Source organism: Cnuella takakiae (genome assembly GCF_001953305.1).
GTDB lineage: Bacteria > Bacteroidota > Bacteroidia > Chitinophagales > Chitinophagaceae > Flavisolibacter > Flavisolibacter takakiae.
This window is the reverse complement of the sequence record NZ_MTFE01000010.1, coordinates 4,749,117-4,764,095: the sequence shown is the minus strand read 5'-3', so window position 1 is coordinate 4,764,095 and position 14,979 is coordinate 4,749,117. Positions and strand designations below refer to the sequence as shown.

Annotated in this window: 15 protein-coding genes; 3 read left to right on the top strand and 12 right to left on the bottom strand. The window is 49.4% G+C overall.

Annotated elements, in window-relative coordinates; all coding sequences use genetic code 11:
• Positions 1–324: 324 nt before the first annotated feature.
• From BUE76_RS20450 to BUE76_RS24275, 6 genes are all read right to left on the bottom strand, one after another.
• The gene (locus BUE76_RS20450) at positions 325–1,374 is read right to left on the bottom strand and encodes a hypothetical protein (protein ID WP_073048417.1); all 1,050 of its coding nucleotides are present in this window, start codon (positions 1,372–1,374) and stop codon (positions 325–327) included.
• Positions 1,375–1,440: 66 nt separating this feature from the next.
• Positions 1,441–3,198, bottom strand: coding sequence for a family 43 glycosylhydrolase (locus BUE76_RS20445; RefSeq protein WP_073048439.1), 1,758 nt, complete (start codon positions 3,196–3,198; stop codon positions 1,441–1,443).
• A 47-nt stretch (positions 3,199–3,245) separates the two neighbouring features.
• Positions 3,246–3,929 carry a DUF421 domain-containing protein gene (locus BUE76_RS20440; RefSeq protein ID WP_073048414.1) on the bottom strand — a complete coding sequence of 228 codons (684 nt, stop codon included), beginning with the start codon at positions 3,927–3,929 and terminating at the stop codon, positions 3,246–3,248.
• Positions 3,930–4,091: 162 nt separating this feature from the next.
• Positions 4,092–4,889 carry a DUF72 domain-containing protein gene (locus BUE76_RS20435; protein WP_158070011.1) on the bottom strand — a complete coding sequence of 266 codons (798 nt, stop codon included), beginning with the start codon at positions 4,887–4,889 and terminating at the stop codon, positions 4,092–4,094.
• A gap of 227 nt (positions 4,890–5,116) precedes the next feature.
• Positions 5,117–5,593, bottom strand: a complete 477-nt coding sequence (locus BUE76_RS24280) for a hypothetical protein (RefSeq protein ID WP_143157474.1) — start codon at positions 5,591–5,593, stop codon at positions 5,117–5,119.
• Between the two features lie 233 nt (positions 5,594–5,826).
• The gene (locus BUE76_RS24275; RefSeq protein ID WP_143157473.1) at positions 5,827–6,063 is read right to left on the bottom strand and encodes a hypothetical protein; all 237 of its coding nucleotides are present in this window, start codon (positions 6,061–6,063) and stop codon (positions 5,827–5,829) included.
• Between the two features lie 314 nt (positions 6,064–6,377).
• On the opposite strand from BUE76_RS24275, the gene BUE76_RS20420 reads away from it, so the two are divergent.
• Both BUE76_RS20420 and BUE76_RS20415 read left to right on the top strand, forming a co-directional pair.
• The gene (locus BUE76_RS20420; protein WP_073048405.1) at positions 6,378–7,184 is read left to right on the top strand and encodes a bacteriorhodopsin-like; all 807 of its coding nucleotides are present in this window, start codon (positions 6,378–6,380) and stop codon (positions 7,182–7,184) included.
• 70 nt (positions 7,185–7,254) lie between these two features.
• On the top strand, positions 7,255–8,175 hold the full coding sequence (locus tag BUE76_RS20415; protein WP_158070010.1) for a Brp/Blh family beta-carotene 15,15'-dioxygenase: 921 nt from the start codon (positions 7,255–7,257) through the stop codon (positions 8,173–8,175).
• A 12-nt stretch (positions 8,176–8,187) separates the two neighbouring features.
• On the opposite strand, the gene BUE76_RS20410 is transcribed toward BUE76_RS20415, so the two are convergent.
• From BUE76_RS20410 to BUE76_RS20395, 4 genes are all read right to left on the bottom strand, one after another.
• The gene (locus BUE76_RS20410) at positions 8,188–8,778 is read right to left on the bottom strand and encodes a hypothetical protein (protein WP_073048400.1); all 591 of its coding nucleotides are present in this window, start codon (positions 8,776–8,778) and stop codon (positions 8,188–8,190) included.
• The gene (locus BUE76_RS20405; RefSeq protein ID WP_073048397.1) at positions 8,778–9,326 is read right to left on the bottom strand and encodes an RNA polymerase sigma factor; all 549 of its coding nucleotides are present in this window, start codon (positions 9,324–9,326) and stop codon (positions 8,778–8,780) included. The genes BUE76_RS20410 and BUE76_RS20405 overlap by 1 nt, the downstream gene beginning before the upstream one ends.
• An 87-nt stretch (positions 9,327–9,413) precedes the next feature.
• The gene (locus tag BUE76_RS20400) at positions 9,414–10,277 is read right to left on the bottom strand and encodes a hypothetical protein (RefSeq protein WP_073048394.1); all 864 of its coding nucleotides are present in this window, start codon (positions 10,275–10,277) and stop codon (positions 9,414–9,416) included.
• Positions 10,278–10,316: 39 nt separating this feature from the next.
• Positions 10,317–11,474 (bottom strand): hypothetical protein, encoded by a 1,158-nt coding sequence (locus tag BUE76_RS20395; RefSeq protein ID WP_073048391.1) that lies wholly within the window; start codon positions 11,472–11,474, stop codon positions 10,317–10,319.
• Positions 11,475–11,739: 265 nt separating this feature from the next.
• Between BUE76_RS20395 and BUE76_RS20385 the strand changes: the two genes are divergently transcribed.
• On the top strand, positions 11,740–12,804 hold the full coding sequence (locus BUE76_RS20385; protein ID WP_073048384.1) for an NADH:flavin oxidoreductase/NADH oxidase: 1,065 nt from the start codon (positions 11,740–11,742) through the stop codon (positions 12,802–12,804).
• Positions 12,805–12,850: 46 nt separating this feature from the next.
• Here the strand turns inward: BUE76_RS20385 and BUE76_RS20380 are convergent, their stop codons facing one another.
• Both BUE76_RS20380 and BUE76_RS20375 read right to left on the bottom strand, forming a co-directional pair.
• Positions 12,851–13,228, bottom strand: a complete 378-nt coding sequence (locus tag BUE76_RS20380) for a DUF779 domain-containing protein (RefSeq protein ID WP_073048381.1) — start codon at positions 13,226–13,228, stop codon at positions 12,851–12,853.
• 127 nt (positions 13,229–13,355) lie between these two features.
• Complete coding sequence (locus BUE76_RS20375; protein WP_073048378.1) at positions 13,356–14,882, bottom strand: aldehyde dehydrogenase family protein; 1,527 nt, start codon at positions 14,880–14,882, stop codon at positions 13,356–13,358.
• Positions 14,883–14,979 lie beyond the last annotated feature (97 nt).

Below are 14,979 nucleotides of genomic sequence, written 5' to 3'. Positions count from 1 at the left end.
AAAGGCCCCGACTGTAGCAATACAGTGCGGGGCTTTTTGCTTTTATATACCCCATGGAGGAGCGATACGGGTTGCCCGCAAAGACGCAAAGGCGCAAAGTAAAGCAATCAAGACTGTGCGCTGATGATTTATGCCTGCTGTTGCTTACAGCCCCTGGTTGCATAACACTTACAAAGATCAGCCGGGCCTTGACTGACTTGATCTATGCCACCCATAGATGGTATATTCCTAAGGGATTGGATTAATAAGGCTTAACAACATTCTTTTACTAAGCCTTATGGTCGTTACAACTTTAATGCTAATTGGTTAATATCCTTTCCAAGTTCAATCATTATACCCTATCACCGCATTCAAGGGCGTAAATGGATAAACGCGGTTATTGGTTGGCCAGTAAATTACTTCCACCTGGTCTTTCCAACCTACTTCCTTGTTGTGCAGTACTGCGGGATACCAATCAGGTAATGACCTGATAAACCGGTGAACGGCTTCTGCAAGTAGGCGCTCCGAACTTTCTACCTTTAGTTGCTCCAATTTGCCATTTGCGTTAACTACAAAACGCATCTTAACACTTGTTGTATGCTTTACAGTTAACACAGAGTCGGGCCAGGAAAAGTTATTGGCCATATACTCCCTGAAATCGCCAAATCTTTTTAATACTGCCGGTTTTTCAATGCTGCAGAACTCACCCTGGTAAATACCGAGACTGTCGTAACAGCGCATGCTATCCAGCTTACCTATCCTGTTGTAATATTCTATAATGCTGGGCTGCCCATTTTTTCTAAACCATTCCCATTTGCCAACCATGACACCTCCATGGTACATGCCTACCGCTTCAGGTTTGCCATTTTGATAATAAGAAAGGTACGGACCCTCAATTTTCGAATCTGATATTCTCCGGGTAGCACTTTCCGAAGCGCGTACACTGGTTAACATAATGGGTTTGAATTGGGTAACACTTTTCAACTGCCCGTTATCATACCAGGTCTTCCAGGTGCCCTCCAGGAATCCTCCAACATAGCTGCCCGAATCTTTCAGTTGTTTGTTTGGATGCCAGTACCGCCAAATGCCTGTCTTTTCATTTGCCTCCATCATCCCCTCCGATTGTACGGTGCCATCGGCATGGTAGAAACGGGTAAGACCTTGTTTGGTTTGCAGTTTTTTATCGGCATAGGTACCTGCATATAATAGCTTGCCATCAGCACTGTTGCATTCAACGAGGTACCCACCGGCAACAGGTACAAGGGTGCCCTGCAAAATGGCATTTTTCTTATTGGTTCCTGCAAGGGTATTATCCAGGTAAACGATTGACCCGTTTCCCTGCGCAAATGCGTGGGTGTGCAAAAGAATAGAACAAAAGAGTAAGGCCTTGATCATAAGCTGTTGGTTCTTGACATGCATAGTTCCTGACACAATATAAGGGATAGCCGACAACCGTATTTATTACTCGACTTTGATAACAGAACTACGTTCTGATACGCCGTTTTCATTAAAGCTTTCAATGGCATAGTAGTAAGGCACCCTGTTGTCCATGCCTTTGAAGTAATATTCATTTGCGCCATACACCATCACGTTGTTGTACAACTTGTCGGGCGCCGTACCCATGTAAATATTATAACCAACAGCATCCGTCATGGGGCGCCATTTCAGCCAGGCACTACGTTTATCTTTTTCGGTACGCAGTACTACAAAGTCTTTCACCGCATGCGGTTTACTGCCCTGGCCTTTGCCAAAAACCCGGAATCCACTTAATGCAAATGTACCAGTAGGCATATGGCGGTTTTCCATGCGCAGGTAGCGGGTACGTACCGGTTGCGGCAGTTCAATATAGTCGTGCGGCACATCGGTTTTATTTTGGCTTTTATCAATCAGTACCGACCATTTTTTACCATCCATAGAATGCAGTACCCGGTACTGGTGGTAACCACCGGGACGCTTACCCAGCTTTGCCGAATCTACATCCTGGTCGGCATAGTTGATCTGTACGGCATGTACGGTACCGGTGGCACCCAGATCGGTTTGGAACCATTCGCCTGCATTTCCCGATGCCGCACTCCAATAGGTTTTGATGTTTTCATCTACAGCGTTATTGGGCATATAACCACCCAGCGTTGAAGAAACCTGGACGGGCTTATTATAATTGAGCAACATCCACCCGGTAAAGCCGCCATCACCCATCGGGTTATAGTCATCCGGTTTCTTTGTGGTAGGTAAAAAGTGCGGGTAGTCGCCAAAGGCAGTATTGGTATACATAACGCCATCCTGGTCGAAGCCGGAAGGCCAGATGCCGATCCTTCTTTCAAAATTATTCTTGGTGGAAATAACAATGGTGCTGGTATGCCAGTAGTTCTGCCAACCGTCCTGGAAGGTAGCCCCGTGCCCTGCACCCCGTGCAAAGCCGCCGGGTTTGAAGCTGAAAGGCATGGACTGCGGTGTAAATGGCCCCAGCGGACTGTCGCCTACAACCACACCGTCGGCATAGCCACTGAACTCGGTACCCGGAGCGCCATATTGCAGGTAATATTTGCCCTTGTGCTTGGTCATCCAGGCGCCTTCCATGAACGGGTCAAGGAAAGTATCGTCCATGTATTCGCCAAAGCGCTGCCAGCCATAACGCCAGGGTTCCAACAGGTACATCTCTTTACGGGTGCCGATGGGTTGCAGGGTCGACCTGTTTATTTCGATGCCATACATGGGGTAGCGGTTGCTGCTGCCATTATACATATACAGGCGCTGGTTATCATCTACAAAAAATGCAGGATCCCACCCGCCTATTTCAAACGAATCAACAGCTTCCGTCCACTTGTTGTTCTTGGGGTCGGTGCTTACCCAAATCGGAAAATCGGATGTGTAGGTGGAGCCAAACACACACAGCGAATCGCCCATCACCCATACGGCGGGGGCACAGAGTTCGTCATATACTTTGTGGTAAGGCTTTAAGAAAAAGCGCTGTACAAAGTTCCAGTTCACCATATCCGGGCTCCACCAGTATCCCCACTGGTTGGTAGAAAAAAGGTAGTAATCACCTTTATAAGTAACGATCACCGGGTCGGCGGTGGCGCGGTGCCGTCCCCATTCCGAGAAGTTGGGAATGGGCGTGTAGCCATAATCGATATTAATCGGGTTGCAGTAGGTTTTTTGTTGGGCAACAGCCGAAACTGTGCCAGCCAGCAAGCTGAAAAGAAGGATCAAATGGCGCATAGCAAGGGGATATGACTGAAGGTAAACAATCAGCGTGGCATCTGGATTCAGGTGTTTCTCCGGCGTTTGGAAGCTTTTTTCCACTGGTCCTTGCCACAACGGCCACAGTTGTGTTTTTGCGCAGCTTTCAGTTCCTGCGCCCTACCGCAAAAAGTGCAGGCATACATGCCATCCTGCGGCAGGCTGCCGCTGGTAAATTCTTCCATATCGGGCAGTATGGGCAAGCCATAGCGCAGGTCTTTTTCATCAACATAATACACGCTCACTTCGCCATTGTTTTCCAACACCGCCTGCTCAACCTGCCCCAGGTGCGCAATGGAATGCAACCTTAGCTGCGTGAACAATTCATCGAAGGCAATGGGTTCCTTCCTGAAGTTTTCCACGATAAATTCTCCGTCTTTAATGATACAGGTAGGATTGCCTTCAACCAGGCTTTCAAACCTGCGGCTGCGGCTGATCAGGTAGGTAACAAACCGGTAAAGGCTAATAACGATGGTAAAAACCAGGATGCTAGGCAACAGGCCTACATCTTTATAAAACATGGGGTCGCCAGCCGCCGAACCAAGCCCGATGATGACACCCAGCTCGAAAACAGACAGTTGTTTGATACCTCTTTTGCCCAGCAGGCGGAGGCTAACCACGATTACCGTAAACATGATGGTTGTGCGCAGTACGGTCTCTGCAAGAAAGGACCAGCTTTCTCCACCCAGGAGCAATTCGTCCCATTTCATAAACCAATTTTCCTGGTATGCTGTAATTGCTGTGCCAGCCAGGATAATGCAACCTGCAGCATAAAAAAGAAGTAGCAGAATAGAAACAGATTTCCTTGCAACACAAGGCCATGCCTTTTATAAACCAACGGCATTGTATACCCGGTTTCCTGAACCGGGTGTTTAAAACAAACTGCTTTGCTTGGGAACAGGCGCTTGCAGCGAGAGGCCGCAACGCCGGTTGAGTCTTTCAATCCAGTAGGTGGCCAGTTCCAGTACAGCGCCATCGCTATTGGGGTGTAAAAAGATATAGGCTTCTTCCAGCCCCTGGTCTATCCAGCTTGCAAGGCGGTCGGTCCAGGCATCAATGCGCTGAAATGACAGTGGGTGGGTTTGGTTGCACACAAAGCGCAGAAAGAATTTGGGGATGGGCAGGTGCATGTGCACAATATCCCTGCGGCCCGGCGTGTCTGTAATTACGGCGCCAATATCCAGCTGCCGCAACACCTGCATCCAGGTAGCTACTGCGTCAGCACTTTCATACCAGCCTGGGTGCCGCACTTCCAAAAAGTAAGTATGCTGTTGGGGCAAGGTCGCCAGGTATTTGAATAAAGCATGCCGCGAAGTGAGCGGAAAGCTTTCGCTTGTTTGTAAAAAAGCAGGACCTAAGTGCGGGCCAAATGCTTCTATACTTTCCATGAATGCATGGGTGAGGTCCGCCGTGTTTTCAAAATTGCTGTAGTGCGAAATGCTTTGTGGAAATTTGGGGCAGTATTTAAAATCGCGGTCCTTTGCTGCAGCAGCCCACTGGGCAATTACTTCGGGGCTGTAAACATTGTAGTGCGTAGCATTGAGTTCGGCAGCATTAAAATACTGCGGGTACAACTGCCTGAAGTTTTTTGCAGGTGTTTTGGGCGGATAAAGGGTACCTACCCAAGATGCATCGCCCCAGGTGCTTGCACCCAGGAAAACTTTAGGCACCTTAACCCTGTTACCTAGTAATGTATCCTGGTTGAACAAGGGATCAGGCGGTAAAGTGAAATCTATAGCGGACAGCAACGCGTCCGGAACGGCACCAAATTTCATACAGGAATAAAGATAAAGGTATGCAAAAGAGATACCCTGATTGACGGTAACCGCAGCTGGTACCAACATGCAGTTGCACTTATTAAACTGCAACTGCAATGAATGCTGCAGGCCGGGCATACCTATTGCAACGGCTGATGCAAAACATAGGTTATGGCAACCTCGAAAACAAAGGGTAAAAAAGTAACAGCAAAAAAAGCAAGTGCCAAGAGCACTGCTGGCAAGCGCACCGCTCCAAAGAAGGCGGCTGCAAAGAAAGGTGCCAATAAATCGGCACCCGCTAAAAAAACGGCGGCTAAAAAGACTACTGCAAAAAGAAGTGCAGGAAAAGCGGCAGCAAAGAAAACTGCCGTAAAAAAAGCAGCACCAAAGAAGGCCAGTGCTAAAAAGGCCTCCGGTAAAACGGCTGCTAAAAAGTCGGCACCCAAGAAAGCCGCAACTAAAAAAACCAGCGCCCGAAAAACTGCTGCCAAGAAAACCACAACAAAGAAATCAAATGGTGGAAAAACCAATAAGCTGGGTGTAAAAAACTCTCTTGTCAACAACATCAACGCACATAAAAAGAAGGGCGACTCCAAACCTAAAAAGAAGTCCAGCATTTCAAAAGATGCCTACAAGGATATGCAGGATCACTGGGATAAAAAGTAAGTGCTTTCAACCGGTAGTACTGCATTTTTTCCTGCCTTATTGCAGACCACCTGTAGCCTGCAATATGCCTGCGAACTGATGGTTTGGCTGTTGCAAACGGGCAGTCAGCATAAATTGTTCAGGCCTTTTTCAAACCACTAAATCAGGCTACATACAAACTATGTTATAGCTGCTGGCTATGCCTTTACCGGGCCCCTGCATCTTTCTCCATTTTTGTACCCAGGTACCAGCCGAGGGCACCGCCGGCAAGCAGACCGGCGGTGGCTCCGGTAATGCTCCCTCCGGATGCAAAATAGCCGATCATAGCACCAAAAACAGCTACCAGCAAGGCCCACATCAAATGACCTGAGGTGCGCTGGGATGTTGGTATATCTGCTGTGTGTTTAGCAGGGCGTCCTGCCCTTTTACGGCTTTGTGCCATATGCAATCGTTTCCCAAAAGATACATCTTTACCGGGGCTGTCCCAAGCAGCAATGGTTTCCAAAAAGGAAATACATTTTTCAGCAACCGTTTTACTACTTGTTTGTAGTATGATGTATCCGCTTTGTGCACCAGGGTTGCAGCTCGGAAAAAAGGCGCTACATTATCGAACAATTCTTTTGTTGTTGTGTTGATTTCACGATTGCTGGCTATTTCTTCTCTCTTCTAGAACGCTCTGTTAACCTATCCCTGACTCGTGTGTTGAAAAGCATCCGTGATTGCTTTGGTTTTGTCATCAACTAAAACCACATACATATGAACCCCCTTCTGCTGGACATTGGCACACCAATAGCCAATGACAATTACGTTGCCTTTACTTTCTTCATTGGCTGCATGGCCATGATGGCTGCCTCTGTGTTTTTCTTTTTCGAACTTGGTAATACCGAGAAGCCATGGCGCACTTCGGTACTTGTTTCGGGCCTCATCACGTTCATTGCTGCCGTGCACTACTACTACATGCGCGACTACAATCTTGCTACCGGGCAGTCGCCTACTTTCTTCCGGTATGTAGACTGGATTCTGACCGTGCCGCTGATGTGTGTTGAGTTCTACCTCATCACCCGTAAGAGCGGAGCTAAAATCGGCTTGTTGTGGAAACTGATTACCGCCTCTGTGGTGATGCTCATCACCGGCTATATTGGAGAAGCCATCTACGGGCAGGAAACCCAGAGCTGGGTTTGGGGTTTTGTATCGGGTTTGGCTTACTTCTACATCGTGTACCTGGTATGGGCTGGGGATGTGAAAAAGCTTGCCGATGCCGCTGGTCCTGCCGTTGCCAGGGCCAACAATGCGCTGGCCTGGTTTGTATTGGTGGGATGGGCAATCTACCCCATCGGATATATTGCCGGTACTGCAGGTGGTTTCTTTGGCATTCCCATGTTGCGGGGTCTTTCTATGGACATAGTGTACAACATCGGTGATGCAGTAAACAAAATCGGTTTTGGTTTAGTGATCTATGCACTCAGCCGCTCCGAAAAAGTTATTTCCCTTCCTGCCCGTGCTACTACCGGTTCCGGTACTGCCTCGCAGGAGCGTCAGAATGTAGTTTTAGAGACAGAATAATAGCCATGTCGACCGGCCTTTCCAGGCCGGTCTCTTTTTCTGTTTTATGCGCCCATACTTACACACATACTTGCCTTATCTGTTGCCTGCAATGCTGCTGATTGTATTGGAGCAGATGATGGTGGGCTTCAGTTTGACTACACAACTGGTGTTGTTGGCTGTTGCTATGGCTACTACCGGCATTCCGCATGGCGCTCTCGATTACCTTATTTTCCGGCAACAAGAGCAAAGCGCCGGCCGTAAATATTCCCTGTTCCGTTTTCTCTGCTACTATCTTGGATTGATGGCCTTTTATGCTTTGTTCTGGTGGATCAATCCCGGTCTATCCCTATTGCTTTTCCTGCTGATTGCTTCCTGGCATTTTGCCGATAATGATTTTTCTGCTTTGCCGCTGCATCATAAAGCAGACAACCTGATCCGCGTAGCGTTTGGCGGCTGGCTTTTACTGGTATTGATTTTTGGTCATACTTCCGAAATCCTGGTTTACCTGCAACAGATTGTGGGCACCCAAAACTTTTTATTGCGCTTTGCCCAATGGTACAGGCCATACGAGGCCGCAGTGTTTTGGATGGGCCTGCCAGGATGGATACTAATGCTATGGATGCGTTTGCGCTGGCAGGGACTTGTGTTCCGCCAGTTTCAATCCATTATCACTTTGATGTTCCTGCTTTTTTTATGCCGGCAGTTGCCTTTGATCGTAGGCTTTGCTGTGTATTTCGCCATTTGGCATTCCTTGCAATCATTCCGTTCCATCTGGTTATACCTGCGTAGTAATAATAAGTTGTTCCGTTCGGTACGACAACTGGTGGTGCCCGGATTGCCGTTTGTGCTTGGCGCTTTTTTCGGACTTATTTTATTCTTCTTTTGGAGTAGTGCTGCACCCGATGCACTTACGCCCCTCTGGATATTTCTCTCCCTTATTACTTTGCCCCATGGGTTATTGATGCACGAAGTTTTTGTTCAAGGAACAAAAAAAAAGCAGGCTTCTTAGCCCCATTAGGGATCAGTCTTTTTTCGGAACGATGCGGTAATCTTTATCATTTATTCCCTGCAATCCCCTTTTCTTTTTAGGTATGCTATCTGGCTCCTGTTGCTTGCCGGGTGGTGGGCTGATTGCGGCAACCGATGTGCTAGAATCTTTAGGTGGTGTAACAACTTTTACAAAATCGGGTATCGCTGTTGTTGTATCCTGATAGCTTACTATGGTGCCTGCTGCATTTGCCGCCTCCTGCTTCGGTTTGCCGGGTGGTGCAGGGGATTGTTTTGCAGGGGACAGTGCTGTTTGTAGGGTATCCCTGGTGGGTGCAACTGAAGAGGTTTCAATAGGTTGTGGTTGTGATTTGGTCGGAGGTGATTGAAAGTAATAATAGGCAAACAAGGCGCCCACAAAGGCAAGGAAAGCTGCCCCGATCCATAAACCGGTGCCAACGGGTGGATCGGTAGGAACAGGTACATCACCACCGTTATCATCGGTAGGCAGGTCCAGGTCAAGCTGCGCTTCTATTCTTGCCCAGATGGCATCGGCCATATCGGGTATGGGCAGCTCGTCCAGCTTGCTGGTGATGATAACTTCGTATCGTTCCTTTTGGGGCATCAGTTATATAGTGACTGTAGCTGTTGTTGTAGTGTTTTGCGGGCTTCGCTCAGGTGCCATTTCGAAGTGCCTTCGCTGATGTTGAGGCGTTGGGCTATTTCGCGGTGGTTATAACCTTCCACTGCGTACAATACAAACACGGCATGTGTTGCAGGCGGCAGCCTTTTGATCAGGTTCATGATCTCTTCGGCGCCCATCTGCTCCAGGGCCGCATTGTTAATAAATGCTGGTTCATCTACAGTTTCCAGTTCTACTTCTTCGCTAAAACGGCTGCGTGTTTTAATGTGGTCAAGCCCTTTGTTGATCACGATGCGCTGTATCCATGCGTGGAGGGAACCTTTCGCCGCATCAAAGCTGGCAATGCTTTTAAACACCTTGATAAATGCATGGCTCAGGATGTCGGCAGCATCGTGCTCGTCGCGGCTATACCGCAATGCAATACGCATGGCAAAACCATAGAACCTGCGGTACAGGCCTTCCTGCGCACTGCGCCTGTTGGCGCGGCAGCCATCCAGCAGTTCCTGTATGTCGCGTTCTATGGTTTGCACGTGGGTGAGCTATTTTGCCACAAAGGCTTAAAAGAAGAATGATGCACAAACTGGTTCGTCGGGGGTAATCCGTACCAATGCTACAAGCTAGTTGCTGCCGGTTGGAATATTATCCCTGTCTTTTGCTACATCCTGCATCCGCTTCAGCATAATGGCCGATGCAATGGACGACAGCAGCAATTTATCCGGAGCTTCCAGGTCGTTGTACAACCAAACGGCATTGTCCAGTATATCAATAATACCAACCACGCCATCGTCCATCCGCAGTTCGTAGCCTGCAAGTAGAGGGCCGCCAAATACCTTCATTGGCTTGCCTTTTTTCGACTTCATTTCTTCCAGCCGCAGCGGCCTGATGGCTACATTGTCCTTGCCGTTGGTGGCATAGCCTTCCTCTTCCACAAAGGGCCGGTCGAAGAGTTTGCGGGCCGTATCCTTATTTGCATCATACCGGTTTACCAGCACCAGCGACCAGGGCTGCGGGTCTTTCTGGCTGATGGGCAGAATGGCAGCGGTAAATGCATATTCATACCTGCGGGTGCGGCTTACATCGCCAAGGAAAGGGTTGTTGCTTTTGTACACCAGGTCGTTCTCGCGGAACTTTTCCGTAGCATAAATCTCCGTGATGTTTTTACCATCGGAAAGGGTGTACTGGAACTTGTTGCGTTGCGACAGGTTGCGTTTGTCGGTATCTATATGAATCACCCGCATTAGCATTTCCTCGGGCCGCAACCCGAACCTGGTGTATTGTACAGAAGAGGTGAAATCCCAGCCGCGTTTGATGGCTGATGTATGATAATTGCCAAAGGACAGTTGCTGGTTGATCATCCACCCGTTCAGTCCTTTTACAGCCATGCGGGTGGCTTCTTTTTCAAATTGGGATGGTACCGATACCTTGGCTGCCGTGCAGGAAGCAAGTGCGGTAAGGATCAGGAGGTTTTGCAGCAGTTTCATCTTAATAAGTTTAAGGGTGTTAAGCTTTGGTCTTCCAGGTTAATTGCCTGCATAGGTATACACCGTTTTGGTATGGTACAGGTTTTCGCCGTTGATGCCGTTTTTGTAGTGCAGCAACAAGGTGGTAGGGTACCCATCCGCATCATAGGTGTACTCGTATTTATAAGGCTCGGCTGAAGGGATGGCACCCGTGTAGCTTTTCTCCCGACCCAGTGTATTGTTCTGCGACAGGTTGGAAAGAAACAGGTTTGGGTAATTCAGGTGCGCCCTGGGGTTGATGTTGTGATCGTAAGTAAAGGTGCCGCCTTCACCACCGCCCCTTGAGCTGCGGGCTGTTTCCGCTACCTTATTGCCATTCCGGAACTGCATCTCGTAACTCAGGTTATATCCATTGTTGTATTGGTGATAAATGGAAATGTCATCACCATAATAAGCCACAGTTGCCTTGGTTGCATTATCGTAACTGGTATTGTCCATGGTTGCAATACGGCCGGCGCCATTATAGGTAAACAGGGTGGTGCCCACATGGCGGTTGTTGGCAATATCCGACCTTTTGATTTCTGTAAGCTTACCGCCTGTGTAAAAGAACCGGTCGGTGAGGTGATGGCGCAGCTCGGCTTCAGAAATTTTCTTCTGGTAAAAACGTACTTCATGCAAGCTGCCGTTGCTGTTGTACTGGTATTCGGTTTTGCCCTGCGGCCGGTACTCGCCTGCGGCAAAAATGTACTGGGCTTCCGATACTAGTTGTTTCGCTGCCTTTTGGCTGCCCAGCACCAGCACCTGTAAAGTATCCAGCTGACTGCGGCCAAGCGTTTGTTCGGATTGTACTTTCCACTGTTCCATTTTGAAATGAGCCTTGGCAGTATTGGCAGGCAGCGACAAAGTATTGGTACCGGGTTCCAGCGTCAGCTGCTTTTGTGTTGATTGACCCGTACTATCCCATACTTCCATGGAAAGGGTTGCAGGAATGCTGTCGTACAGGAGCGTACCCACCTGTATGGCTGCTTTGATGCGCACCTGGAGCAGTGCCGGTGGAACAGGGTTTTCGGGAGGTATAGGGTTGGTGGGTTTTCCAGGAACAGGATTTTGGGGTATTGGTTTGCCAATGGGGATGGGTAACTGTTCCTTATTGCATGCAGTTAACAACAACAGCAGCAAGGCGAACAGGAGCGCGGGGTTCATCAGGTTTTGTTTCATAAACATGGTTTTGGGTTTTAGCAGTTAGGTCTTGTTTGCGACCTTATTAGCAATACCCCCAACCAGCAGCAAAGCGTTGGGTAGGACTTTTGCCTTTAACGTTTCTTTTGCTTTTGGGCAAATGGCACCTATGAACGCGGCGTTTGGCGAAACATGCGGCAACCATCTATCAGCCCATAGAAAACAACCATAAGAATCAGACATTAACCTGACATGTGGTGCGGGGTTTGTAACCACATTTGCACTTCACTGAAAGGATCTACTTATGGCTTTATTATTTGAACCCTTAGCATTAAGAAGCATTACCCTGCGCAACCGCATTGCAGTATCACCCATGTGCCAGTATTCGGCCGAAGATGGCTTTGCCAACGACTGGCACCTGGTGCACCTGGGCAGCCGTGCCGTGGGTGGTGCGGGCCTCATCATACAGGAAGCAACGGCCGTTAGCCCCGAAGGGCGTATCTCTCCGGGCGACCTCGGCATCTGGAAGGATGAACACATTCCTTTCCTGCAACGGATGAATCAATTCATTGCAGCGCAGGGTGCTGTTCCAGGCATCCAGCTGGCACATGCGGGCCGCAAGGCCAGCCACGATGTGCCCTGGCGGGGTGGTGCTGCACTTACACCCGAACATGGTGCCTGGCAAACCGTTGGTGCCAGTGCGCTTGCATTTTCCGACCATACACCGGCGCCTGTTGAACTGGACGCTACCGGTATTCAAAAAGTGATCGCCGACTTTGTTGCTGCGGCACAAAGAGCATTACAAGCAGGTTATAAAGTAGTGGAAATACATGGGGCGCATGGTTACCTGCTGCACTCGTTTTACTCACCGCTTTCCAACCAGCGCACCGATGCTTATGGCGGATCGTTCGATAACCGCATTCGGTTGCTTTTGGAAGTAACCGCTGCCGTGCAGGAAGTGTGGCCCAAAGAACTACCCATCATTGTACGTATCTCTGCTACCGATTGGGAAGAGGGCGGCTGGACCGCTGAAGATTCCATTCAGCTTGCGCTGCGCCTGAAAGAGATGGGTGTAGACCTTGTTGATTGCTCTACCGGTGGCAATACGCCCGCGGCAAAGATCCCCGCTGGCCCTTTGTACCAGGTAGGCTATGCAGAAAAAGTAAAGCAGGGTGCCGGTATCAAAACCGGTGCGGTAGGCATTATCACCAAGGCTGCCGAAGCAGAAAATATTTTACAGCAGGGCCAGGCCGACCTCATTGTGATTGCCCGCGAGTTTTTGCGCGATCCTTATTTCCCGCTGCATGCGGCAAAAGAACTGGAAGTGGACGTAGAATGGCCTGACCAGTACAAGCGGGCAAAGCGTTAGGCAGTTATAGATCTTCCATCTCTCCAAGAGATGGAAGATCTGATTCCTACACACCAATCTTTGGCGGCGCAGCATCCAGTTGTTCCAGTTCGGTTTCTGTAAATACACGGGAGCGGGTGAGGAAACGCACACCCAACGGTATTTCCAACGAAAAGGAGCTGCCCCTTCCGGGTGTTACATCCAAGATCAGTTGGGTATGTTTCCAGTACTCCCACTGGTCTTTGTTCATATAAAAAGGACAGCCTTCTATATCACCAAGCAGCACATCGGTACCGCCAATTTTGAATTCACCCAGGGTAAAACACATGGGTGATGAGCCGTCGCAGCAACCGCCGCTCTGGTGAAACATCAGCGGCCCGTGCTTGGCTTTCAGTTGCGCAATCAACTCCTTTGCCTTATCGGTAGAGAGCACCCGTTGTACCATAATGTGTCAATTAAAATAGTTCAGGAAATAGCAGTGCTGTTAGCCTGCAATTGAGCCTTCAACTTTTTACAAAACAACAAAGCAGCAACCCGGGAGTTGCTGCTTTTGTCTATAATAACCAAACTGTCTAGAAAAATCCAAGCTTCTGCTTGCTGTAGGAGATCAGCATGTTCTTGGTTTGGCGGTAGTGGTTGAGCATCATCTTGTGTGTTTCGCGGCCAAAGCCCGACTTCTTATATCCGCCAAAGGGAGCATGTGCAGGGTAAGCATGGTAGCAGTTGACCCAAACACGGCCGGCCTGTATGGCGCGGGGCACGGTGTAGAGTTCATGTGCATCGCGGGTCCACACGCCGGCACCCAAACCGTAGAGGGTATCATTTGCGATCTCGATGGCTTCCTCAACGGTTTTGAAGGTAGTTACCGATGTTACCGGGCCAAAGATCTCTTCCTGGAATACCCGCATTTTGTTGTGTCCTTTGAAAATGGTAGGCTCGATATAGTAACCTTCCTCCAGGCCCTCGTTGCGGTAAGCACGGCCACCACACAACACTTCAGCACCTTCCTGCCGGCCGATATCGAAATAGCTCAGGATCTTGTTGTACTGGTCTTCCGAGGCCTGCGCACCCATCATGGTGGTTTTATCCATGGGGTCGCCCAGCTTAATGGCCAGCGTGCGTTTTACCACCCGCTCCATGAACTTGTCGGCAATGCTTTCGTGCACCAGTATGCGGCTGGGACAGGTACAAACCTCACCTTGGTTGAGGGCAAACATCACAGCACCTTCAATGCATTTGTCAAAATATTCATCATCGGCATCCATCACGGATGGGAAGAAGATATTGGGGCTCTTGCCACCCAGTTCCATCGTAACGGGGATCAGGTTTTCGGAAGCGTATTGCATGATGAGGCGGCCGGTAGTGGTTTCGCCGGTAAAAGCCACCTTGCTGATGCGGGGTGAAGAGGCGAGGGGCTTGCCTGCTTCAATACCAAAACCGGTAACGATATTGAGTACACCGGCGGGGATCAGGTCGCCTACCAGTTCCATCAGGCACATAATGGAAGTAGGTGTTTGCTCGGCAGGTTTTACCACCACGCAACAGCCTGCGGCCAGTGCCGGGGCAATTTTCCAGGCAGCCATCAGCAGCGGGAAGTTCCAGGGAATGATTTGTCCTACCACACCGATGGGTTCGTGTACCTGCAGGCTCAGGGTTGTTTCGTCGTGTTCCGAGAGGGTGCCTTCTTCTGAACGGAGCACCCCTGCAAAGTAGCGGAAATGGTCTACCACCAGCGGCAGGTCGGCAGCGAGGGTTTCGCGGATAGCCTTGCCGTTGTCGATGGTTTCGATAGCTGCCAGCAGTTCCAGGCTCTGCTCAATGCGGTCGGCAATTTTGAGTAGTACATTACTGCGCTGCTGTACCGATGTTTTGCTCCAGTAAGGGAAAGCCGCCCACGCAGCATCAATGGCGCGGTCAATGTCTTCGGCATTGCCGCGGGCAGCCTGGGTAAACACTTTGCCATCTACAGGGGAGATATTGTCGAAATACTCGCCGGAAGCAGGCTTGGAAAACTGGCCGTTGATGTAATGATCGTAACGGTCTTTAAAAGTTGGGCGTTGCACCAGGGTGGTGGGTTGCGCCATAGTTGCGGTAGACATATGCAAGCAAATTTTTAGTTGCCTGAAGTTGGTAAAAGGCTTTGGTGCGGCATTATACAATCGTATTGTTTTATAGCACGATTGTACTAAAAGCTGG